General features: G+C 66.6%; 22 protein-coding genes and 2 tRNA genes. 7 read left to right on the forward strand and 17 right to left on the reverse strand.

The genetic code is table 11. The features are described 5' to 3' along the window. Positions 1-100: 100 nt before the first annotated feature. From nudC to WIX41_RS07495, 4 genes are all read right to left on the reverse strand, one after another. The gene (gene nudC / locus WIX41_RS07480; protein WP_339446467.1) at positions 101-1006 is read right to left on the reverse strand and encodes an NAD(+) diphosphatase; all 906 of its coding nucleotides are present in this window, start codon (positions 1004-1006) and stop codon (positions 101-103) included. 63 nt (positions 1007-1069) lie between these two features. Next, entirely contained in the window at positions 1070-1465 is a 396-nt protein-coding gene (gene erpA / locus WIX41_RS07485) for an iron-sulfur cluster insertion protein ErpA (RefSeq protein WP_339446468.1), read from the reverse strand. A gap of 46 nt (positions 1466-1511) precedes the next feature. Beyond that, positions 1512-1964 (reverse strand): bactofilin family protein, encoded by a 453-nt coding sequence (locus WIX41_RS07490; protein WP_339446469.1) that lies wholly within the window; start codon positions 1962-1964, stop codon positions 1512-1514. Positions 1965-1968: 4 nt separating this feature from the next. Next, positions 1969-2721, reverse strand: a complete 753-nt coding sequence (locus WIX41_RS07495; RefSeq protein ID WP_339446470.1) for a DUF6776 family protein — start codon at positions 2719-2721, stop codon at positions 1969-1971. A gap of 181 nt (positions 2722-2902) precedes the next feature. Here WIX41_RS07495 and WIX41_RS07500 point away from each other — a divergent pair, with 181 nt between their 5' ends. The 3 genes from WIX41_RS07500 to WIX41_RS07510 are packed head-to-tail and all read left to right on the forward strand — an operon-like array spanning position 2903 to position 7773. Next, positions 2903-3526: a DUF4126 domain-containing protein gene (locus WIX41_RS07500; RefSeq protein WP_339446471.1), complete on the forward strand. Its 624-nt coding sequence runs from the start codon at positions 2903-2905 to the stop codon at positions 3524-3526. Between the two features lie 24 nt (positions 3527-3550). After that, positions 3551-5425 carry an EAL domain-containing protein gene (locus WIX41_RS07505; RefSeq protein ID WP_339446472.1) on the forward strand — a complete coding sequence of 625 codons (1875 nt, stop codon included), beginning with the start codon at positions 3551-3553 and terminating at the stop codon, positions 5423-5425. Positions 5426-5463: 38 nt separating this feature from the next. Continuing rightward, the gene (locus WIX41_RS07510) at positions 5464-7773 is read left to right on the forward strand and encodes a hybrid sensor histidine kinase/response regulator (RefSeq protein WP_409187467.1); all 2310 of its coding nucleotides are present in this window, start codon (positions 5464-5466) and stop codon (positions 7771-7773) included. A gap of 1 nt (position 7774) precedes the next feature. Here WIX41_RS07510 and bfr read toward each other — a convergent pair whose 3' ends face one another. From bfr to WIX41_RS07530, 4 genes are all read right to left on the reverse strand, one after another. Further along, on the reverse strand, positions 7775-8245 hold the full coding sequence (gene bfr, locus WIX41_RS07515; RefSeq protein WP_339446474.1) for a bacterioferritin: 471 nt from the start codon (positions 8243-8245) through the stop codon (positions 7775-7777). 165 nt (positions 8246-8410) lie between these two features. Then, entirely contained in the window at positions 8411-8620 is a 210-nt protein-coding gene (locus WIX41_RS07520) for a (2Fe-2S)-binding protein (RefSeq protein ID WP_339446475.1), read from the reverse strand. A 157-nt stretch (positions 8621-8777) separates the two neighbouring features. Continuing rightward, positions 8778-8852 (reverse strand) — tRNA-Gln (locus WIX41_RS07525). A gap of 49 nt (positions 8853-8901) precedes the next feature. Continuing rightward, positions 8902-8978, reverse strand: a tRNA-Met gene (locus tag WIX41_RS07530). A gap of 121 nt (positions 8979-9099) precedes the next feature. Here WIX41_RS07530 and WIX41_RS07535 point away from each other — a divergent pair. After that, positions 9100-9735 (forward strand): RNA pyrophosphohydrolase, encoded by a 636-nt coding sequence (locus WIX41_RS07535; protein WP_339446476.1) that lies wholly within the window; start codon positions 9100-9102, stop codon positions 9733-9735. A gap of 100 nt (positions 9736-9835) precedes the next feature. Here the strand turns inward: WIX41_RS07535 and rpsI are convergent, their stop codons facing one another. Together rpsI and rplM are read right to left on the reverse strand one after the other, a co-directional pair. Beyond that, positions 9836-10228 carry a 30S ribosomal protein S9 gene (rpsI, locus tag WIX41_RS07540; RefSeq protein WP_017354549.1) on the reverse strand — a complete coding sequence of 131 codons (393 nt, stop codon included), beginning with the start codon at positions 10226-10228 and terminating at the stop codon, positions 9836-9838. 2 nt (positions 10229-10230) lie between these two features. Further along, on the reverse strand, positions 10231-10659 hold the full coding sequence (gene rplM, locus WIX41_RS07545; protein WP_017354548.1) for a 50S ribosomal protein L13: 429 nt from the start codon (positions 10657-10659) through the stop codon (positions 10231-10233). Positions 10660-10840: 181 nt separating this feature from the next. On the opposite strand from rplM, the gene coq7 reads away from it, so the two are divergent. After that, positions 10841-11485: a 2-polyprenyl-3-methyl-6-methoxy-1,4-benzoquinone monooxygenase gene (gene coq7 / locus WIX41_RS07550; protein WP_339446477.1), complete on the forward strand. Its 645-nt coding sequence runs from the start codon at positions 10841-10843 to the stop codon at positions 11483-11485. 80 nt (positions 11486-11565) lie between these two features. Here the strand turns inward: coq7 and sugE are convergent, their stop codons facing one another. Together sugE and speD are read right to left on the reverse strand one after the other, a co-directional pair. After that, on the reverse strand, positions 11566-11883 hold the full coding sequence (gene sugE, locus WIX41_RS07555) for a quaternary ammonium compound efflux SMR transporter SugE (RefSeq protein ID WP_214904484.1): 318 nt from the start codon (positions 11881-11883) through the stop codon (positions 11566-11568). Positions 11884-12054: 171 nt separating this feature from the next. Next, positions 12055-12849: an adenosylmethionine decarboxylase gene (speD, locus tag WIX41_RS07560; protein WP_017354544.1), complete on the reverse strand. Its 795-nt coding sequence runs from the start codon at positions 12847-12849 to the stop codon at positions 12055-12057. Between the two features lie 171 nt (positions 12850-13020). On the opposite strand from speD, the gene crp reads away from it, so the two are divergent. Together crp and WIX41_RS07570 are read left to right on the forward strand one after the other, a co-directional pair. Next, a complete protein-coding gene (gene crp / locus WIX41_RS07565) occupies positions 13021-13686 on the forward strand; it encodes a cAMP-activated global transcriptional regulator CRP (protein ID WP_339446478.1) in 666 nt (221 codons plus the stop codon). Positions 13687-13763: 77 nt separating this feature from the next. Then, positions 13764-14525: a sulfite exporter TauE/SafE family protein gene (locus WIX41_RS07570; protein WP_339446479.1), complete on the forward strand. Its 762-nt coding sequence runs from the start codon at positions 13764-13766 to the stop codon at positions 14523-14525. A 131-nt stretch (positions 14526-14656) separates the two neighbouring features. Here the strand turns inward: WIX41_RS07570 and WIX41_RS07575 are convergent, their stop codons facing one another. The 5 genes from WIX41_RS07575 to trpE form a co-directional block, all read right to left on the reverse strand. After that, positions 14657-15370, reverse strand: a complete 714-nt coding sequence (locus tag WIX41_RS07575; RefSeq protein ID WP_339446480.1) for a haloacid dehalogenase-like hydrolase — start codon at positions 15368-15370, stop codon at positions 14657-14659. Beyond that, positions 15367-16170, reverse strand: a complete 804-nt coding sequence (gene trpC / locus WIX41_RS07580; RefSeq protein WP_339446481.1) for an indole-3-glycerol phosphate synthase TrpC — start codon at positions 16168-16170, stop codon at positions 15367-15369. Before trpC ends, WIX41_RS07575 begins: the two co-directional genes overlap by 4 nt. A 63-nt stretch (positions 16171-16233) precedes the next feature. Further along, complete coding sequence (gene trpD, locus WIX41_RS07585) at positions 16234-17271, reverse strand: anthranilate phosphoribosyltransferase (protein WP_339446482.1); 1038 nt, start codon at positions 17269-17271, stop codon at positions 16234-16236. Between the two features lie 32 nt (positions 17272-17303). Beyond that, positions 17304-17882 (reverse strand): anthranilate synthase component II, encoded by a 579-nt coding sequence (locus WIX41_RS07590; protein ID WP_339446483.1) that lies wholly within the window; start codon positions 17880-17882, stop codon positions 17304-17306. A gap of 70 nt (positions 17883-17952) precedes the next feature. After that, positions 17953-19428, reverse strand: coding sequence for an anthranilate synthase component I (trpE, locus tag WIX41_RS07595; RefSeq protein WP_409187343.1), 1476 nt, complete (start codon positions 19426-19428; stop codon positions 17953-17955). Positions 19429-19559: the final 131 nt, after the last annotated feature.

Genomic DNA, 19559 nt, shown 5'->3' on the forward strand with positions numbered 1-19559 from the left:
TCGGTTTCTGGGCGCTACTATGCCTTGGGACCCGGCAATTCCCCGGGCCACAGGTAATGTATGCCGCCCCGTGTTCAGGCTGCGGCAACGTGGCGCCCGATCAGCTCACCTGGTTGCGGTACCAATGCTCGATCAGGCTGCGTGATATCGAGATCGGCGGCGACAGGCGGATGCCCACCCCGTCGTCCTCGATATCGCGGGCCAGCGCCGCCCCCACTTCCTCGGCGCTGAACCAGCCCGCATCCTCCAGCTCGCCATCCACGGTGGGCACGTCGTCTTCGCCCGTTGCGCTGAAGCCCAGCATCAGCGCGCCCGGGAACGGCCACGGCTGGGTGCCCAGATAGCGGCAGCTGCGCACCCGCACCCGGCTTTCCTCGAAGACTTCGCGGACCACGGTCTGTTCCAGCGATTCGCCCGGCTCGACGAACCCGGCCAGCACCGAATACCGGCGCGGCGCCCAGTTGGCCTGGCGGCCGAGCAGCAGGCGGCCATTGTTTTCCACCGCCACGATCACCGCCGGGTCCACGCGCGGGTAGTGTTCGGTGTTGCACTTGGCGCAGCGGCCGATGAAGCCGCCGCGGGTGAAAGCCACGGCACCGCCGCACACGCCGCAGAAGCGGGTGCGCGAATGCCAGTACGACATGCCGCGGGCATAGCAGAAGGCGCTGGCATCGGCGGCCGACCAGGTGGTGGCCGATTCGCGCAGGTCCACGCGCTGCGGGGCCGTGGCATCGACAGCAGCGGATTCGACCGAGAACCACGCCTGCTCGCCGCGCAGGCCGAGGAAGATGGCCGTGCCGGGGCCGCCGCCCACCTGGGCGCCGGTCAGCGCCAGTGGCTGGCCGTCGTCGCCGGCCAGCGCGCGGCCATCGGGGTCCAGCACAAGGACGTGCGCCTGCGGCCATAGCCGCAACAACGCATCGGCGTCGTCGCGCAGGGTATCGGCGCGTTCAAGGGGTTCGGTGGTGAAGGCAAAACCGGCAAGCGGCAAGGAGACATTGGACATCCCTGAAGCCTGCCGCTATTCAACCGGAACAGCAAGCGGTGCGGTACAGCACCGCTGCGGCGGTCACATGCTGAAACTGCTGCCGCAGCCGCAGGTGGTTTTCGCGTTCGGATTGCGGATCACGAACTGCGCGCCGGTCAGGCTTTCGGTGTAGTCCACTTCGGCGCCCATCAGGTACTGCAGGCTGAGCGGGTCGACCAGCAGGGTCACGCCGTTGGTATCCACGGCCAGGTCGTCCTCGGCACGGTTCTCGTCGAACTCGAAACCGTACTGGAAACCGGAACAGCCACCACCCTGGATGTAGACGCGCAGGGCCAACGCATCGCTGGCCTCGTCCTGGATCAGCTCCTTGACCTTGGCCGCAGCGGCTTCGGTGAAGTTCAGGGGACGGTCCAGCGACTGGTAATTCGGCGCGGCGGCGGGGACGGGGGCGCCGGGCAGGGAAACTAGCGTGCTCATGCACCCAGCATGGGGGTGCATGGGCACGCTTTCAAGCACCGGCCGTTCAGGCCATCGCTTCGGCGAGCTTCCTGCGGGCGTTGCCGTCCTTCTCGCTGCCCTCGTCGGCCGGCGGCGGCAGCGCCATCTGGGCGCCGCCATGGATCAGGCGGCCGGTGAGCTGGGCCCCGGCGTTCATTTCCACCACCTGGTAGTGGACATTGCCGGTGACGCGGGCGCTGGGGGTCAGTTCGACCCGCTCGCTGGCGTGCACATCGCCATCCAGCCGGCCGCTGATCACCACCACGTGGGCACGTATTTCGCCCTCGATGCTGCCCTGCTCTGCCAGCGTGAGGGTGGCATTGGTCGCGCCGTCCTGGGCGATCACCTTGCCCAGGATGGTGCCTTCCACATACAGGCCACCGCTGAATTCCACATCTCCCCGGATCACCACCTGCGCGCCGATCAGCGCGTCCACGACCAGATGCCCGTCGCGGTTGGATTTGTTGCTGCCAAACATAGGCCTACTCCCCTTCTTTTGCCGTTGCTGCAGCCGGTGCTCCGGCCTGCTTCCAGTCGAATACCTGGGTGGCGCCCCCTGCGCCGGTTCCCAGCGTGACCCGCACACGTTGCGGGGTGAAGTCCTTGGGCAACATGACGCTGCCGGTGAGCTGCTGGAAGTACCGGAAGGAGTAATCCTGGCCCGGCACCTTGGTGCGCTGGTGCAGCTCGTCCCAGCTGACCGAGGTCAACTTGCCATCCTTGACGCCTTCAACCGTAAAACGCATCTGGCCCTGGCTGATCGCACCACGATTCAGGTTCTGGGTCAGCACCACGGCGTACTGCCAGGTGCCGCCGGCTTCGGGCGAAAATTCGATGGAGTGGGTGTTCAGGCCCTTGCGCTGGCTGGTGGCGCCGACCAGGCGTTCGTAGAAGGCCACGTCGGCGCGCAGGCCGGCGATTTCCTCGTCGCGCTCGCCCAGCGAGGTCTGCACCTCGTTGTTGGCGGCGCGGCTGATCCGGTCCGAGGCCTGCAGGGTGGCCTGGGTCTGCTGCAGCTCCACCACCTGCTTCTGCAGGGTTTCCGCGCGGGCCTCAGCGGCGTCGAGCCGGCGGCCAGCGTCGCCACCGGGCCCGGCGGTCCAGCGGCCCAGCAGCACGGCCAGGACCAGGCTGGCCAGCCAGATGCCGGCCAGGATCAGCAGGCGACGGCGATCGGGCACCACCGGGGTACCGGGGCGGCGGATCTGGATGCGGGAAGGTGTCGGGTTGTTCATGGCGAATACGGCGGCACCGCCGCTTGGGCGATACCGACACGACCCCTGTCGGGAAGAGCGACTGGTTAGTGTAAATCAGGGTTGGCACATTTATCGCCCCTTACCCCGGTAGGGCAGTAGCGTTCAGGGTCGTCATCCCCGATAGTGTGGGCTTGTGCACACTTTCGCCGGAGCGCCTGCCATGACCGAGGCCCACCTGTTCGTGATCGGCATCCTGCTGGCCTGGCTGGCCGGCATCCGCGTGTACCTCACCGTCTTCGGCGTGGGCCTGGCCGGACTGCTGGGCTGGGTCGAGCTGCCGCCGGCACTGCAGGCTACCGAGTCGTGGTGGGTGCTGGGCACTTCGGCGGCACTGGCCATCACCGAGTTCGTCGCCGACAAGATTCCCGGGGTGGACTCGGCCTGGGACCTGGTGCAGACCCTGGCCCGGGTACCGGCCGGCGCGTTCCTGGCCGCCGCCACGTTGTCGCCCAACGGCGAACTCAGTGCCACGGCGCTGGCTGCCGGCGCTGGCGTGGCGCTGGCCAGCCATGGCCTGAAGTCCGGCACCCGTGCCCTGCTCAACACCTCGCCAGAGCCGGCCAGCAACTGGGTGGCGTCGGCAGCCGAAGACACGGTGGTGGTGGGTGGCCTTGCGCTGGCGCTGGCCCACCCGTGGATGGCATTGATCGTCGTAGTGGCCTGTAGCCTGGTCGGTGCGCTGGTGGTCTGGCTGGTCTGGCGCACGCTGTGGAAAGGCATGCGCTGGCTGCTGCGGCAACCGGCGAACAAGCCCGGGGCACTGGCCGACCGCGATGCCGCATAATCGCGCCGCAGACAGGGAGTACTGATGGCCGTTCAAGACAACGCTGTTGCATCCACCCGCGCCACCCGCGCCGAAACCCCGCCCGCCGATCACTGGCACCGCTGGGCCGGTGCCGACGCGCCCGCCGTGCCGCCCGTGCCCAGCAACGTGGTGCCGCTCAACGCTGCTGCGGTCGCCGCGGCGCCCACCCCGCCGGTGCTGCCGCCGTCGCAGTGGCAGAACGACATGAACCACCCGCCGGTGGGCAGCGATGCGCCCTACCGTGTACTGATCGTCGAAGACGACCGCTCGCAGGCCCTGTTCGCGCAGAGCGTGCTGCATGGCGCCGGCATGGAAGCGATCGTGCACGGCGACGCCGAAGGCGTGCAGCAGGTGATCAACGAACAGCGCCCCGACCTGATCCTGATGGACCTGCACCTGCCGGGCCTGGATGGCATGCGCCTGACCGCTCTGATCCGCCAGCAACCGGGCCAGCACCTGCTGCCGATCGTGTTCCTCAGCGGCGATCCGGACCCGGAGCGCCAGTTCGAGGTGCTCGACAGCGGCGCCGACGATTTCCTGAGCAAGCCGGTCCGTCCCCGCCACCTGATCGCCGCGGTGTCCAACCGCATCCGCCGCGCCCGCGCGCAGGCGGCCCTGCAGCCGGGGGCACAGGGCGCGCCGGCCATGAACAACCCCGAGACCGGCCTGCCAACCCGCCACCACGTGATGCAGCAGCTGAGCACCGCGCTGGCGCAGGGCACGCACGGCGGCCTGTTCTTCATTGAAGTGGCCAGTGCGCTGGGCCTGCGCGAACGCTATGGCTATGCCGCGTTCGAACGGCTGATGGTGCAGGCCGCGCAGCGCCTGGCCGACAACGCGCACCCGCACCTGCTGGCGCGCCTGAACGACAACAGCTTCCTGGTCCTGGCCCGGGGCGTGGATGAGGAATCGCTGGATGCGATGGCGCACCGGCTGCGCGACGAGCTGTCCGCGCGTTCCTTCGTGATCCGTGACGAGGAATCGGTGCATCTGCGTGGCGTGGTTGGCCATGCGCAGCTGTCCGGTGGCTTCGGCGATGCCGGCACCGCGCTGGAAGCGGTGGAGCGCACCACGCTGCAGGCGCGGCTGCTGCCCTCCGGCGTGGCCGCGCACGTGCGCCGCGAGGACGTCGCCGCACAGGAACACCTGGCCATGCTGGAAGGCCAGCTGGAACCGGCGTACCAGCCCATCGTGGCCGTGGCCGGTGGCAACACCGCCCAGTACCAGGTGTTGCTGCGGCTGCGCCAGGCCGACGGCAGCGCGCTCAACGCCGGCCAGGTCATTCCGGCCGCCGAGGCGGCCGGGCGCATCGCCGACCTGGACCAGCAGGTGCTGGACCATGCGCTGGGCCTGCTTGAGCTGTACAAGCACGCCACCCAACCGCTGAGCCTGTTCGTGTCGCAGTCGCTGCGCACCCTGGCCCGCGACGCCTTCGCCGACTGGCTGCTGGAAACGCTGCAGCAGCGCCAGCTGCCCGGCAGCACGCTGGTCATCGACGTGCGCCTTCCCGATGCGCTGATCCATACCGTGACCCTGCAGCAGTTCTGTTCGCGGATGAGCGCGGCCGGCGTGCGCTTCTGCCTGAGCCAGTTCGAGCCCAGCGCCGAAGCCAACGCCCTGCTGGCCCAGCTGCCGTTGGCCTTCGTGCGCATGGCCGGCCGCTTCTCCAGCAGCCATGCCAACCAACAGACCCGCGATGAGCTGCGTGGTGCGATCGACGCTGCGCACCGCACCGGGGCGATGATCATCGGCCAGCAGATCGAAGATCCCCAGGCCGCTGCGGCGATGTGGATGGGTGGGGTCGATTTCATCCAGGGCAACATGGTGCAGTCGGTCGGGAGCGAGCTGAACTTCGACTTCCACGCCGCGGTGCTCTGACCATGACGGCCCAAGGACGGGTTCCCTTCACACTGTGGCTGGCGGCGATCGCCGCAGCGCTTGCCGCCACTGCCAGCGGCATGGCGGCGGCCGGCGCCAATGGTCCGTGGACGATCATCGCCGCCGGCACCGCCGCCGTGGGCGTGGTCGCCGCGCTGATCAGCGTAAGCCGCTGGCGGGAACTGCAGGCGCAGCTGGCGCTGGGCCAGCGCCGCCACGAGGCGTTGGCCGGTGAACGCAACCACCTGCAGCGCGCCATGCAGCAGCAGGACATGCTGGAACGGGAGCTGCTGCAGGCCAAGCAGGCCGCCGAAGCCGCCGCGCTTGCCAAGGGCGAGTTCCTGGCCACCATGAGCCACGAGATCCGCACCCCGCTCAACGGCATCCTGCCGATGCTGGATCTGATCGCGCGCGGCCAGCTGGGCCACGACCAGCGGCAGATGCTGCAGACCGCCACGGTCAGCTCACAGCAGTTGCTGCGCATTGTCGATGACATCCTCGACTACTCCCGTCTGGAGGCCAAGGGCCTGGACCTGGAGATCACCACCTTCAACCTGCGCGAGCTGCTGGAAGGCATCGTCCAGCTCATGCAGCGCAGCGCGGAGGCCAAAGGCCTGGCCGTATCGCTGGAGCTGGACCCGGCGGTGCGGCTGTCGGTGCGCGGCGATCCGGTGCGGTTGCGCCAGGTGCTGGGCAACCTGATGGTGAATGCCATCAAGTTCACCGAGCGCGGCCAGATCCGCCTGCGCGTGACCCGCCAGGGCGAAACCGCCAGCCAGCACCAGTTGCGGTTCGAGGTGATCGACACCGGCATCGGTATCGACGGCTCGCTGCAGGCGCGGCTGTTCCAGTCCTTCAGCCAGGCCGACGCGTCAACCACGCGCATTTACGGCGGCACCGGCCTGGGCCTGGCCATCTGCAAGCGCATCATCGACCTGATGCACGGCAGCATCGGGGTGAGTTCCACCCCGCGCCACGGCGCCACGTTCTGGTTCGAGATTCCGCTGCACAAGGTGGCCGGCGATCTGCCGGCCGCGCCTGTCACCACGCGCGCGCTGCTGGTCAGCGAAGACCCACTGCTGGCGCAGCGCCTGCAACGCGTTCTGCAGCACCACGACATCCGCCTGCACACCGTGGAAAGCGCTTCGGCCGTGCTGGACATCCTGCGCGCGCCGGTGCGCCCGGGGATCGAACCAGACCTGGTCTGGGTGATCGCCGACACGCACGCACTGCGCCACGGTGCCACCGCGCTGCACCGGGCGGTGCTGCACGACGCCCGCACGCCCTCACCCCGCCTGCTGTGGCTGCAGGGCGATGAGCCGCTGGCCGCGTTGCTGCGCGAGAACACCCATGTACTTCCGCGCGCCGCCGACGATGTCGAACTGCATGCGGTGCTGCGCCCGGCAGTGGCCAGCGCGCGCCCGGCGCCGCTGCTGGCCAGCGTGGAGCCCTGCAGCGGCCCGGTGGAAGCGCCACAGCTGGGCCTGCGCCTGCTGCTGGTGGAAGACAACAGCGTGAACCTGCTGGTCGCCCAACGCCTGCTGCAGGTACTGGGCTGCACCGTCACCACCGCCACCGATGGCGAACAGGGCCTGCAGCAGCTGCAGACCCACGCCTTCGACCTGGTGCTGATGGATTGCCAGATGCCGGTACTGGATGGCTACAGCGCCACCCGCCGCTGGCGCGAGCAGGAAACGGCGCAGGGCCGCACCCGCCTGCCGATCGTGGCGATGACCGCCAATGCGATGGCCGGCGACCGCGAGCGTTGCCTGCAGGCGGGCATGGACGATTACCTGTCCAAGCCGGTCAACCGCGAATCGCTGCAGGCCTGCCTGCTGCGCTGGCAGTTCACGATGGAAGACAACGCCACCGACGCGCGCACTACGTCCGCCCCGCTGCAGGCCGCACCGGCCGCTGCGCCCATGCTGGCGCCGGCACCCACGCCGCCGCCGCTGCCCGTAGCAGACGACGGCAGCGACGATGGCGCGCCGGGGGTACTCGACACCGGCGTGCTGGATGAGCTGCAGGACGTAATCGGTGCGGAGACGGCCAACATCATCGCCGTGTTCCTGGAAGACACCCCGCCGTTGATCCGGCAGCTGCAGGATGCCTCGGTCGCCGCCGACCTGGAAACACTGCGCGCGCTGGCGCACAGCCTGAAATCAGCCAGTGCGAACGTGGGGGCGATGGCGTTGTCGGTGGCGGCACGCCGGATTGAACACGACGCCCGCGCCGGCACGCTGGAGCGCCCGGCCGTGGCCGTGGCACTGCTGATTGCTGAATATGCGCGTGCGCGGCTGGCGCTGGCCGGCTACCAGGCCAGCGTGCCCGCCACCGCCACGCGGTGAGTCACTCTTCCAGCTTGGTGAGCAGGTAGTTCGGCTCGCCGATGCGCTCGATCAGCTCGAGCTGGGTTTCCAGCCAATCGATGTGTTCTTCCTCGTTGTCGAGGATCTTCACGAACAGCTGGCGGCTGACGTAATCGCCGACCGAATCGGCGTAGGCCACCGCTTCACGCAGCGTGACGGTGCCCTCGCGCTCCAGCGCCAGATCGCACTGCAGGATCTCGGTGGGATTTTCGCCAATGCGCAGCTTGCCCAGCGCCTGGAAGTTCGGCAGACCTTCAAGGAACAGGATGCGATCGGAGAGCACGTCTGCGTGCTTCATCTCCTCGATCGATTCCTTGTATTCGTGGTCGGCCAGTTCCTTCAGACCCCAGTTCTTGAGCATCTTGGCATGCAGGAAGTACTGGTTGATCGCGGTCAGCTCGTTATAGAGGACCTTGTTGAGGAATTCGATGACCTTGGCGTCGCCTTTCATGAGCGTGCTCCTGCAGCGTGAAAACGCCGGCACTGTAGCGCGTTGCGCCAGGCCATGATGAAACGCGAATCATGATCGGTCGCGCTTTTCGGCGGAATGCGATCTCGCGCGCTGAAACGATCCGGTAGCACCCGACCGTTGGTCGGGTGACCTTAGCGGTTGCCGTCAGGCAACCTGGGCCAGACCCAATACAGGCAACGGCAGATCGTGCGTATTCCGCGCCCTGGCCAGCAGATCGGCCGCCATGTCCAGGCAGGAACCGCAGGTGGCGCCACAACCGGTGCGCATGGTCAGCTCGGACACGCTGGCGACGCCGCTCTGGGCGGCTTCGCGGATCTGGTGGTCGGTTACCCCGTTACAGATGCAGACGTACACGTGCGGACTCGGCAGGCAGGCCCGGATCGGCCTGTGGCTATTCCAATCGAAACGAGAATGGTTGTCAATTTCGTAACTGAATCATTCTCGATACGGTTCAGGGTGCCTGCCCGGGAACAAAAAAAAGACCGATCTTTCGATCGGTCTTTTTCGTATTTGGCTGCCCCGGATGGATTCGAACCACCGAATGCCTGAGTCAGAGTCAGGTGCCTTACCGCTTGGCGACGGGGCAATATGTGCGTGCAATTGTTGCACTTTTTCACTGGAAAACCAAGCGGACTTGGTGGCTATGGGTGGACTCGAACCACCGACCCCAGCATTATGAGTGCTGTGCTCTAACCGGCTGAGCTACATAGCCCTAGTGAGCCGGCAATTCTGGAGATGTAAACGGAATCTGTCAATACCTTTTCATCACGCTTGTGAGTGGGCAGCGGGCGTGTCACAGTCCTGACCAGTAGATTTTTCTAGGAGTCCGCATCGTGATCGATCCGGACGGCTATCGACCGAACGTCGGCATCGTGCTGATGCGGCAGGACGGGCAGGTGTTCTGGGCACGACGTGTGCGCCGGGATGGCTGGCAGTTCCCGCAGGGTGGCATGAACACCGACGAGACGCCTGTCGAAGCCATGTATCGCGAGTTGCATGAAGAAACCGGGCTGTTGCCAGAGCACGTCGAAGTGCTTGGTGCGACGCCGGGCTGGTTGCGCTATCGCCTGCCGGCACGAGCCGTCCGCCGCAATGAACGGCAGGTCTGCATCGGCCAGAAGCAGGTCTGGTTCCTGCTGCGCCTGTCAGGCGACGAATCCCACGTGAAACTGGACCATACCGACAGCCCCGAATTCGACCAGTGGCGCTGGGTGGATTTCTGGTACCCGGTCGAACACGTGGTGATGTTCAAGCGCGGGGTTTACGCCAGGGCGCTGCGCCATCTGGCGCCGCTGGCGCGCGGCGTGGCCGGCACCGGTGTGGAATCCATGCCCAAGTCCGCCCAGGAAGCGTGGATGCCCGGGCATACGGCCGGGCACGACCGTCCGCGCAAGCGCGCTGCGCCACCCAAGCGCGGGGGCGGCTACTGGCCGCGCAGCAAGGCCAAGGGCGAACCGGGCGCAGTGTAAGCGCGCCCGGCCCTGCTGAAACGACAAAAGCCCGGCCGAAGCCGGGCTTTTGCGTTCCTCCCAGGGGGATCCCGAGGGATCCCACGCCAGGCGCGATGGATCAGCGCTTGGAGAACTGGGTGGCGCGACGTGCCTTGTGCAGGCCGACCTTCTTACGCTCGACTTCACGGGCGTCACGGGTCATGAAGCCAGCCTTGCGCAGCTCGGACTTCAGGGTTTCGTCGTACTCGACCAGCGCGCGGGCAATGCCCAGGCGGATCGCACCGGCCTGGCCGGTGGTGCCGCCGCCAGCGGCGGTGACCATGATGTCGAACGATTCGGTGTTCTTGGTCAGTTCCAGCGGCTGACGCACGATCATGCGTGCGGTCTCACGGCCAAAGAACTCGTCCAGCGGACGGCCATTGACGGTGATGTTGCCGGCGCCCTTGCGCAGGAACACGCGGGCGGTGGAGGACTTGCGGCGGCCGGTGCCGTAGTTTTGCGTGATAGCCATGATTAGATATCCAGAACCTGAGGCTGCTGAGCGGCGTGCGGGTGCTCGGAACCCGAGTACACCTTGAGCTTGCGGTACATGGCGCGGCCCAGCGGGCCCTTCGGCAGCATGCCCTTGACGGCGGTTTCGATGACGCGCTCCGGGTGGCGCTCCAGCGCCTGGGCCAGAGTTTCGGTCTTCAGGTTGCCGATGTAGCCAGTGAAGCGGTGGTACAGCTTGTCCTGCAGCTTGTTGCCGGTGACGGCAATCTTTTCTGCATTGATGACAACCAGGTAATCACCGGTATCAACGTGGGGGGTGTAAACCGGCTTGTGCTTGCCGCGCAGACGGCGGGCCAGCTCGGTGGACAGACGGCCCAGCGTCTTGCCGGAGGCGTCGACGAGATACCAGTCGCGCTGGACGGTCTCGGACTTTGCAGTGAAAGTGCTCATGGAAGAACTCAAGTAGGTCGGGCTCATTGCGGCCATGGAGCGGCCGGAACTCTGCCACGCGTTGTGAAGAGGCGGGATTGTACTGGCGATTTGGCCCACATGCAAATCGCCCGGCGCCCGGGTTGGCAGGGCGGCCCCGGAGGGCGAGAATCGACGATCCCCTGCCGCGATGCCCCACCGCATGACCGCGTTCCGCCAGATCACCCCGCTCGACCACCTGCTGACCGAGGCCCAGCGCGCCCTGGACACGGTGTTCGGCAACCCGCCGGCCAGCCGGCCCTACCCGGCCGAGGCGACCCCGGACGTGCCAATGCCCGCCCCGGCCCGCCGCCATGCGGCCGGCCTGATGCGGATCAACCATGTGGGCGAGGTCTGCGCGCAGGGGCTTTACTTCGGCCAGGCCGCCGTGGCCCAGGAGCCGGAAACCCGCGCCCACCTGCTCGAAGCGGCCCAGGAAGAGACCGACCACCTGGCCTGGTGCGCCCAGCGCCTGCGCGAGCTGGACAGTCGGCCCAGCCTGTTCAACCCGATCTGGTACGCCGGCAGCTACACCATCGGCACCCTGGCCGGGCTGCGCGGGGACGGCTGGAACCTGGGCTTCGTGGTGGAAACCGAACGCCAGGTGGAAGCCCACCTGGATGAGCACCTGGACACCCTGCCCCCGACCGACCAGCGCAGCCGCGAGATCCTCAAGGTGATGAAGATCGACGAGGCCCGCCACGCCGACCACGCCGAGCATGCCGGGGCGCGGAAGCTGCCGCCGCCGATTCCGGCGGTGATGGCGCTGGCGTCCAAGGTCATGAAGACCATCGCCTACCGGTTGTAACCCGGGTAGCGCCGGCCGTTGGCCGGCCCTCATGAACGTTGATGCGTTCCGTGGGCCGGCCAACGGCCGGCGCTACCGGATCAACCAGATACCAACTTGAGGCCGATCACCCCCGCCACGATCAGCCCGATGCAGGCCAACCGCGGCGCCGAGGCGCTGTCGCCGAACAGGAAGATGCCCAGGATCGCCACGCCCAGGGCACCGATGCCGGTCCAGATCGCGTAGGCGGTGCCCACCGGGATGGACTTCATGGCTTGGCTCATCAGGTACAGGCTGACCAGTGCCGCGCCCACCGTGGCGAGCGTGGGCAGCGGCTTGCTGAAACCGTCCGAATATTTCATTCCGATCGCAAAGCCGATTTCGAACAGGCCGGCCAGCAGCAGGTAGATCCAGGGCATGGGGATTGCCTCCTAAACAAAAACAAAACGGCCCGGTGTCTTCACACCGGACCGTCATCGGCAGCGTGCCGTGGAACATCGTTTCCGCGCAAAACAAATGTTCCACAGGGCGGGGCGTCCCGCCTTGTGCAGCACCACCCGGGCCATGGCCCGGGCGGGTGCCGCCTGGTCTTACTCGGACAGGTTGCGGCCGTGGAACAGCTCTTCGATCTCGCGCTTGAGCAGCGCTTCGATCTTCATGCGTTCCTTGAACGAGATGTTCTTGGCCTTTTCTTCGAACAGGTACTGGTCCAGGTCGAAGTCCTTCAGGTGCATCTTCGTGTGGAAGATGTTTTCCTGGTAGACGTTGACGTCGAACATCTCGTAACGCGACTTGATGTTCTTGGCCAGGAAGTTCTGGATCGAGTTGATCTTGTGATCGATGTAGTGCTTCTTGCCCTTCACGTCACGGGTGAAGCCACGCACGCGGTAGTCCATGATCACGATGTCCGATTCCAGACTCTCGATCAGGTAGTTCAACGCCTTCAGCGGCGAAATCACGCCACAGGTAGCCACATCGATGTCCGCGCGGAACGTGGCGATGCCTTCCTGCGGGTGGGTTTCGGGGTAGGTATGGACCGTGATGTGGCTCTTGTCCATGTGCGCTACCACGGCATCGGAGATCAACTCCTTGCCCGCCAGCTTCTTGTCGATCACCGGTTCTTCGGAGATCAGGATCGTCACCGAAGCGCCCTGCGGATCGTAGTCCTGGCGCGCGACGTTGAGGATGTTGGCGCCGATGATCTCAGCGACATCGGTCAAGATCTGAGTCAGCCTATCGGCGTTGTACTCTTCATCGATGTATTCAATGTAACGCTGACGCTCCTCTTCGGTGCGGGCGTAACACACGTCATAGATGTTGAAGCTCAGCGCCTTGGTGAGGTTGTTGAAACCCTGCAACCTCAGGCGAGGCAACGGCTTGACCACGGCGGTCGATCCTGTGTGTGGTGGGAAAGGATCAATTATGGGGCAAAGTGATCGGGGGCGAAACTTGCATTGAAACAAGTTGCTGTGTTGGGGTTTGCCCTTCACAACCCTGATCGTTAAGCTCGCGGCACATAGCCGTGAATTGTTCATGAGCAAAGGGAGCGCCTCAACGTGTCATCTGTGCGCCTTGCCACGAGTCCATTGGCCCTGGACATCGCCACCATTGACCGCTTTCTGGCCCACAGCCATCGACGCCGCTACCCGGCCCGCACGGATGTTTTCCGCCCCGGCGACCCCGCCGGCACCTTGTATTACGTGATCAGCGGCTCAGTTTCCATCATTGCCGAGGAAGAGGACGACCGCGAACTGGTCCTGGGCTACTTCGGTTCGGGGGAGTTCGTGGGCGAAATGGGCCTGTTCGTGGAAACCGACCGCCGCGAGGTGATCCTGCGCACCCGGACCCCCTGCGAGCTGGCCGAAATCAGCTATGAGCGCCTGCACCAACTGTTCCTGGGCCCGTTGTCCACCGATGCGCCCCGGCTGCTGTACGCCCTGGGCCAGCAGATTTCCAAGCGTCTGCTGGATACCAGCCGCAAGGCCAGCCGCCTGGCGTTCCTGGATGTCACCGACCGCATCGTGCGCACCCTGCACGACCTGGCCCGCGAACCGGAAGCCATGACCCACCCGCAGGGCACCCAGCTGCGCGTGTCGCGCCAGGAGCTGGCCCGTCTGGTCGGCTGCTCGCGTGAAATGGCCGGCCGCGTGCTCAAGAAGCTGCAGAGCGATGGCCTGCTGCATGCCCGTGGGAAAACGGTCGTTCTCTACGGCACCCGGTGAATTCGGTTGCCGGCCAACGGCCGGTGCTACCGTCGGGCATGACAGCGTCGTTCACGCATTGCCGTTAGGGTGACGGCATGGCACCTGGCAGCGAATTCTATTGGTTCATCCTGATCGGGCTTGGCGCGCAGCTGGTGGACGGCGCGTTGGGCATGGCCTTTGGGCTGGTCTCTTCTTCAGTGATGCTCAGCATGGGCCTGCCGCCGGCGGCGGTCAGCGCAAGCGTGCACACCGCAGAGGTGTTCACGACAGGCGCTTCGGGTGTTTCACATCTTGTGGCCGGCAATGTGGACAGGCGGCTGTTCCTGCGCCTGGCCCTGCCCGGCGCGATCGGCGGGATTCTGGGTGCCTATGTACTGACCCAGCTGCCGGGCGAGGCCGTCCGCCCTTTCATCTATGGCTACCTGCTGATCCTGGCGATCTTCATCCTGCTGCGCGCGGCGGGCCGGCTGGTGCCAAGGCAGGAAGTGAAGCGGGTGCCGGTGCTGGGTTTCTTCGCCGGGCTGCTGGACGCCAGCGGCGGTGGCGGCTGGGGTCCGGTGGCCACCGCCACCCTGCTGGCCCGTGGCGGCCAGGCCCGCACCACCATCGGCACGGTCAATGCCGCCGAGTTCGTGGTCACCCTGGCGGTGTCGATCACCTTCCTGCTTTCGATGGGCCTGCAGTACCTGAACATCGTGGCCGGCCTGTTGATCGGCGGCATGATGGCCGCGCCGTTGGCGGCGGTGCTGGTGAAGCGGGTCAAGGAGCGCTGGGTGCTGGTGGCCGTGGGCGTGCTGGTGCTGTCGATCAGCCTGTACCAGATCGGCGGGGCGGTGCGCGGCTGGCTGGCGGGGTAGCGCGCTACCGACCTGTGGCTGAGGGCGGTAGCGCCTTCGGTAGGGATCGACCGTTGGTCGATACGCCTCATCGCTCGCCACACCGTGGTCCGGTAGCGCCGGCCGTTGGCAGGCCCATGCAGACCCTGACCTCAGCGGTCGCCGCCGCGGTCCACGCAACCCCAGTTGAGGATCCGCGTGCCAGGCTTCAGCACCTGCCGGAAGTACGCAACCTTGGACACCTTCGGGTTCACCACCACCGGTTCCTTCGCTGCCAACAGCAGCGGCAGGTCGGCGGTGCTGTCCGAATAGGCCACGTCGATGTCGCCATAGCCGCGCTCGCGCAGCATGCGCATCTTTTCTTCATTGTGGCAGTGGCGGGTGGCGCCCACCGCGCCGAAGCGCGGGCCCACTTCACTGCCGATCACCGGCACGCCCTGGTGGGCCACGAAAGCGAGAATCGCGCGGGCCAGCTCCGGCGGTGCGCCGGTGGCCACCACCACGCGGTCGCCCTGCGCGCGGTGCGCGGCGAACACCTCCAGCGCCTGCGGCAGCAGCTTGGCGCGCAGCTGCGGCTCGTGCGTGAGCACGTAGGCATCGATCACCCGGTTGAACTCGCGCGCGCGGTGCAGGCCGAACGTGGCGATCCAGACATACACCGAAATGCCGGCGCGCCGGGTCGGCAGCATTGCCGCCATCGGCCCGGCAATCGGCGTGACCAGCAGCGCGGCCAGCAGCCGCAGCGGGTTGCGCTTGATCAGCGAGGCGAACAGGTGGCTGCCGGAATCGCCGTCGTAGAGGGTATGGTCAAAATCGAAGACCACCAGCGGCGCGTCGTCGCGCGGAGTCGGATAGATCGCAGTCATGCGCTGAAGAATAGCTGACGCAGGCCCTCGCCGGGTTCTTCGACCCGCATGAAGGCCTCGCCCACCAGGAATGCATGCACGCCGGCGTTGCGCATGAGGCTGACGTCGTCGGCGCCCAGGATGCCACTTTCGGTCACCAGCAGGCGGTCGCGCGGCACGGCCTGGCGCATGTCCAGGGTGGTCTGCAGCGACACCTCGAAGGTGCGCAGGTTGCGGTTGTTGATGCCGATCAGCGGTACCGGCACCTGGATGGCGCGCTCGAGCTCGTCGATGTCGTGCACTTCCACCAGCACGTCCATGCCCAGCTGCATGGCCAGGTCGGACAGCTCGGCCAGCTGGCGGTCTTCCAGCGCGGCCACGATCAGCAGGATGCAATCGGCGCCCAGCACGCGCGCTTCGTAGACCTGGTAGGCATCAATCACGAAGTCCTTGCGCAGCACCGGCAGCGTGCAGGCTTCGCGCGCCTGCTGCAGGTAGGCGTCGTCGCCCTGGAAAAAGTCCACGTCGGTCAGCACCGACAGGCAGCTTGCACCGCCGAACTCGTAGCTCACCGCGATATCGGCCGGGTGGAAGTCCGGGCGGATCACGCCCTTGGACGGGCTGGCCTTCTTCACTTCGGCGATCACGGCCGGGCTGCCGGCAGCGATCGAGGCGTGCAGCGCATCGGCGAAACCGCGTACCGGCGGGGCAGCAGCCAGGCGTGCCTGCAGCGCTTCCAGGGGTACCCGGGCACGGCGCTCGGCCACTTCAACGGCCTTGCGGGCCAGGATGGTCTCGAGGATGTCGCTCTTGTCGCTCATGTCGTTCGGGGTCCTTCAGGCCGGCCATTATCGGCCAGCCCACAGCAAAGCGTAAAATCGGGCTCAGCCCGCGCGGCGGATGCGCTGGGTCGCATCCACGTAATCCTGCATGCGCTGGCGTGCGCTGCCGTCGGCGATGGCCGCGCGGGCACGGGCCAGGCCGTCGGCGATGCTGCTGGCCACGCCCGCCACGTACAGCGCCGCGCCGGCATTGAGCGCCACGATGTCCAGCGCCGGGCCGGGCTGGTTGTCGAGCACCCCGCGCAGCATCGCGATCGATTCTTCCGGCCCACTCACCTTGAGGTTGCGGCTGGCCGACATGGCGATGCCGAAGTCTTCCGGGTGGATCTCGTACTCGCGCACCTTGCCATCGCGCAGCTCGCCGACCAGGGTGCCGGCGCCGAGCGAGATCTCATCCATGTTGTCGCGGCCCCACACCACCAGCGCGCGCTCGGCGCCCAGCTCGCGCAGCACGCGCGCCTGGATGCCGACCAGGTCCGGATGGAACACGCCCATCAGCACGTTGGTGGCGCCGACCGGATTGGTCAGCGGGCCGAGGATGTTGAAGATGGTGCGTACGCCCATTTCGCGGCGCACCGGCGCGACGACCTTCATCGCCGGGTGGTGCATCGGCGCGAACATGAAGCCGATTCCGGTTTCGCTGATGGCGCGGGCCACCTCTTCCGGGCGCAGTTCGATGATCGCGCCCAGCGCTTCCACCGCATCGGCGCTGCCGGACTTGGACGAGACGCTGCGGTTGCCATGCTTGGCCACCTTGGCGCCCGCCGCGGCGACCACGAACATCGCGCAGGTGGAGATGTTGAAGGTGTGCGAGCCATCGCCACCGGTACCGACGATGTCGATCAGGTGGGTCTTGTCTTCGACCGGCACCGCCAGCGCCAGCTCACGCATCACCGTGGCCGCACCGGCGATCTCGCCCACGGTTTCCTTCTTGACCCGAAGGCCGGTGAGGATCGCGGCAGTCATCACCGGCGAGACGTCACCGCGCATCACCTGGCGCATCAGGTCGACCATCTCGTCGAAGAAGATTTCGCGGTGTTCGATGGTGCGCTGCAGGGCTTCCTGGGGGGAGAAGGTCATGCGGGGGTCCTTTGCGGTACGGGTGCAGCGCTTCAGCGCTGCAGGAAGTTCTTCAGCAGGGCGTGGCCGTGCTCGGTGAGGATCGATTCGGGGTGGAACTGCACGCCTTCCACCGGGTGTTCGCGGTGGCGCAGGCCCATGATCTCTTCGATCGTGCCGTCCTCGTTCTCGGTCCAGGCGGTCACTTCCAGGCAGGCGGGCAGCGTGGTCTTGTCCACCACCAGCGAGTGGTAGCGGGTGGCCTGGTAGCGGTCCGGCAGGCCGGCGAACAGACCCTTGCCCAGGTGGCGGATCGGCGAGGTCTTGCCGTGCATGATGGTGCCGGCGCGGATGACGTCACCGCCATACACCTGGCCGATGCCCTGGTGGCCCAGGCACACGCCGAGAATCGGCGTGGTCGGGCCGAGCCGCCGGATCAGCTCCAGCGACACGCCCGCTTCGTTGGGCGTGCACGGGCCGGGCGAGATCACGATGCGCTCGGGAGCGAGTGCGGCGATCTCATCGACGCTCAACGCGTCATTGCGCACCACTTTTACTTCGGCGCCCAGCGTCTGCAGATACTGCACGAGGTTGTAGGTGAAGCTGTCGTAGTTGTCGAGCATCAACAACATGGCAAATTCCTGGAATCAAGGATTCAATGCGGAATCGGTAGCGCCGGCCGTTGGCCGGCAACCGGGTGAATTACAGGCCCTTGGCGGCCTGGGCCACCGCACGGAACAACGCGCGGCCCTTGTTCATGGTCTCGTCCCATTCCTTGCCTGGGTCCGAGTCGTAGACGATGCCGGCGCCGGCCTGCACGTGCAGGCGCCCGTCCTTGATCACCGCGGTGCGGATTGCGATGGCAGTGTCCGCATCGCCATGCCAGCCGATGTAGCCGATGCTGCCGGCGTAGACATTGCGCTTGATCGGCTCCAGCTCCCGGATCACTTCCAGCGCACGGATCTTCGGTGCGCCGCTGACCGTGCCGGCCGGGAAGGTGGCGCGCAGTACATCGGCGTAGCTCAGGCCCGGCTGCAGCTGGCCGGTCACTTCGCTGACGATGTGCATGACGTGGCTGTAGCGTTCGATCACGAACTGTTCGCCCACTTCGACAGTGCCGGCCTTGGACACGCGGCCGGCGTCGTTGCGGCCCAGGTCGATCAGCATCAGGTGCTCGGCGCGCTCCTTCGGATCGGCCAGCAGTTCGGCCTCCAGCGCGTTGTCCTCTTCCACCGTGGCGCCGCGTGGGCGGGTACCGGCGATGGGCCGCACGGTCACCTCTCCGTCCTGCAGGCGCACCAGGATTTCCGGCGAGGAGCCGACCACCTGCACATCGCCGGTGTCGAGGAAGTACATGTACGGCGAGGGATTAAGTGCTCGAAGGGCCCGGTACACATCCACCGGACGTGCCTTGAACGGCACGCTCAGGCGCTGGCTGAGCACCACCTGGAAGATGTCGCCGGCGCGGATGTATGCCTTGGATTTGTCCACGGCGGCGATGAAGCCTTCGCGGGTGAAGCCGGACACGAAGTCGTTCTCGTCCAGCACGTCGCGGGTGATCGGCGCCGGATAACCCGCGCCGGGGGCGCGCAGCTTGGCGACCAGACCGTCCAGCCGCGCCTGCGCCTCGTCCCACGCGCCGGGCTGGCCCGGGTCGGCATGCACGATCAGGTACAGGCGACCCTTGAGGTTGTCGAACACCGCCAGCTCTTCGGAATGCAGCAGCAGGATGTCCGGCGTGCCCAGCTCATCGCGGCCGCGCGGCGCGGCCAGGCGCGGTTCGATGTAGCCGATGCATTCGAACCCGAACCAGCCCACCAGGCCGCCGGTGAAGCCCGGCAGACCGGCCAGCTTGGGCACCGAATGGGCGCTGCGCAGCGCCTCCACTTCGGTGAACGGGTCGGCCACTTCACGGGTTTCCACCACTTGGCCGGCTTCGCTGACGGTCAGGGTGTGGCCGTGGAAGGCATACACACGCCGAGCCGGCAGGCCGATGATGGAATAGCGCCCGAAGCGTTCGCCGCCTTCGACCGATTCAAACAGATAGGTGTGCGGGCCGTCGGCGAGCTTCAGATAGACCGAAAGCGGCGTGTCCAGGTCGGACAGCACTTCGCGGACGACGGGGATGCGGGTGTGGCCTTCAGCGGCCTGCTGCTGGAACTGCTCGAGCGTGATCAAGACGACTTTCCTTCCGGGAAACGGCGGTGGCGGGACGGACGACGGCAACAGGCCACCATCGCCACCAACGGCGAGCGGAAGAAAGGGTATGCGGGGTCGTCAGAATGGACACCCGGCGACTGTACCGCATT

Origin of the sequence: Stenotrophomonas sp. AB1(2024), assembly GCF_037482345.1 — a bacterium.
Classification (GTDB): Bacteria; Pseudomonadota; Gammaproteobacteria; order Xanthomonadales; family Xanthomonadaceae; genus Stenotrophomonas.

Bases quoted from the DNA above. Each gene is read 5' to 3' on its own strand.
- bfr (WP_339446474.1), bottom strand. From the start codon at position 8,245: ATGAAAGGCGACGCCAAGGTCATCGAATTCCTCAACAAGGTCCTCTAT.
- WIX41_RS07505 (WP_339446472.1), top strand. From the start codon at position 3,551: ATGGCCGTTCAAGACAACGCTGTTGCATCCACCCGCGCCACCCGCGCC.
- erpA (WP_339446468.1), bottom strand. From the start codon at position 1,465: ATGAGCACGCTAGTTTCCCTGCCCGGCGCCCCCGTCCCCGCCGCCGCG.
- trpC (WP_339446481.1), bottom strand. From the start codon at position 16,170: ATGAGCGACAAGAGCGACATCCTCGAGACCATCCTGGCCCGCAAGGCC.
- rpsI (WP_017354549.1), bottom strand. From the start codon at position 10,228: ATGGCTATCACGCAAAACTACGGCACCGGCCGCCGCAAGTCCTCCACC.
- WIX41_RS07500 (WP_339446471.1), top strand. From the start codon at position 2,903: ATGACCGAGGCCCACCTGTTCGTGATCGGCATCCTGCTGGCCTGGCTG.
- WIX41_RS07490 (WP_339446469.1), bottom strand. From the start codon at position 1,964: ATGTTTGGCAGCAACAAATCCAACCGCGACGGGCATCTGGTCGTGGAC.
- WIX41_RS07590 (WP_339446483.1), bottom strand. From the start codon at position 17,882: ATGTTGTTGATGCTCGACAACTACGACAGCTTCACCTACAACCTCGTG.
- WIX41_RS07495 (WP_339446470.1), bottom strand. From the start codon at position 2,721: ATGAACAACCCGACACCTTCCCGCATCCAGATCCGCCGCCCCGGTACC.
- sugE (WP_214904484.1), bottom strand. From the start codon at position 11,883: ATGCCCTGGATCTACCTGCTGCTGGCCGGCCTGTTCGAAATCGGCTTT.
- nudC (WP_339446467.1), bottom strand. From the start codon at position 1,006: ATGTCCAATGTCTCCTTGCCGCTTGCCGGTTTTGCCTTCACCACCGAA.
- WIX41_RS07575 (WP_339446480.1), bottom strand. From the start codon at position 15,370: ATGACTGCGATCTATCCGACTCCGCGCGACGACGCGCCGCTGGTGGTC.
- trpD (WP_339446482.1), bottom strand. From the start codon at position 17,271: ATGACCTTCTCCCCCCAGGAAGCCCTGCAGCGCACCATCGAACACCGC.
- coq7 (WP_339446477.1), top strand. From the start codon at position 10,841: ATGACCGCGTTCCGCCAGATCACCCCGCTCGACCACCTGCTGACCGAG.
- WIX41_RS07570 (WP_339446479.1), top strand. From the start codon at position 13,764: ATGGCACCTGGCAGCGAATTCTATTGGTTCATCCTGATCGGGCTTGGC.
- rplM (WP_017354548.1), bottom strand. From the start codon at position 10,659: ATGAGCACTTTCACTGCAAAGTCCGAGACCGTCCAGCGCGACTGGTAT.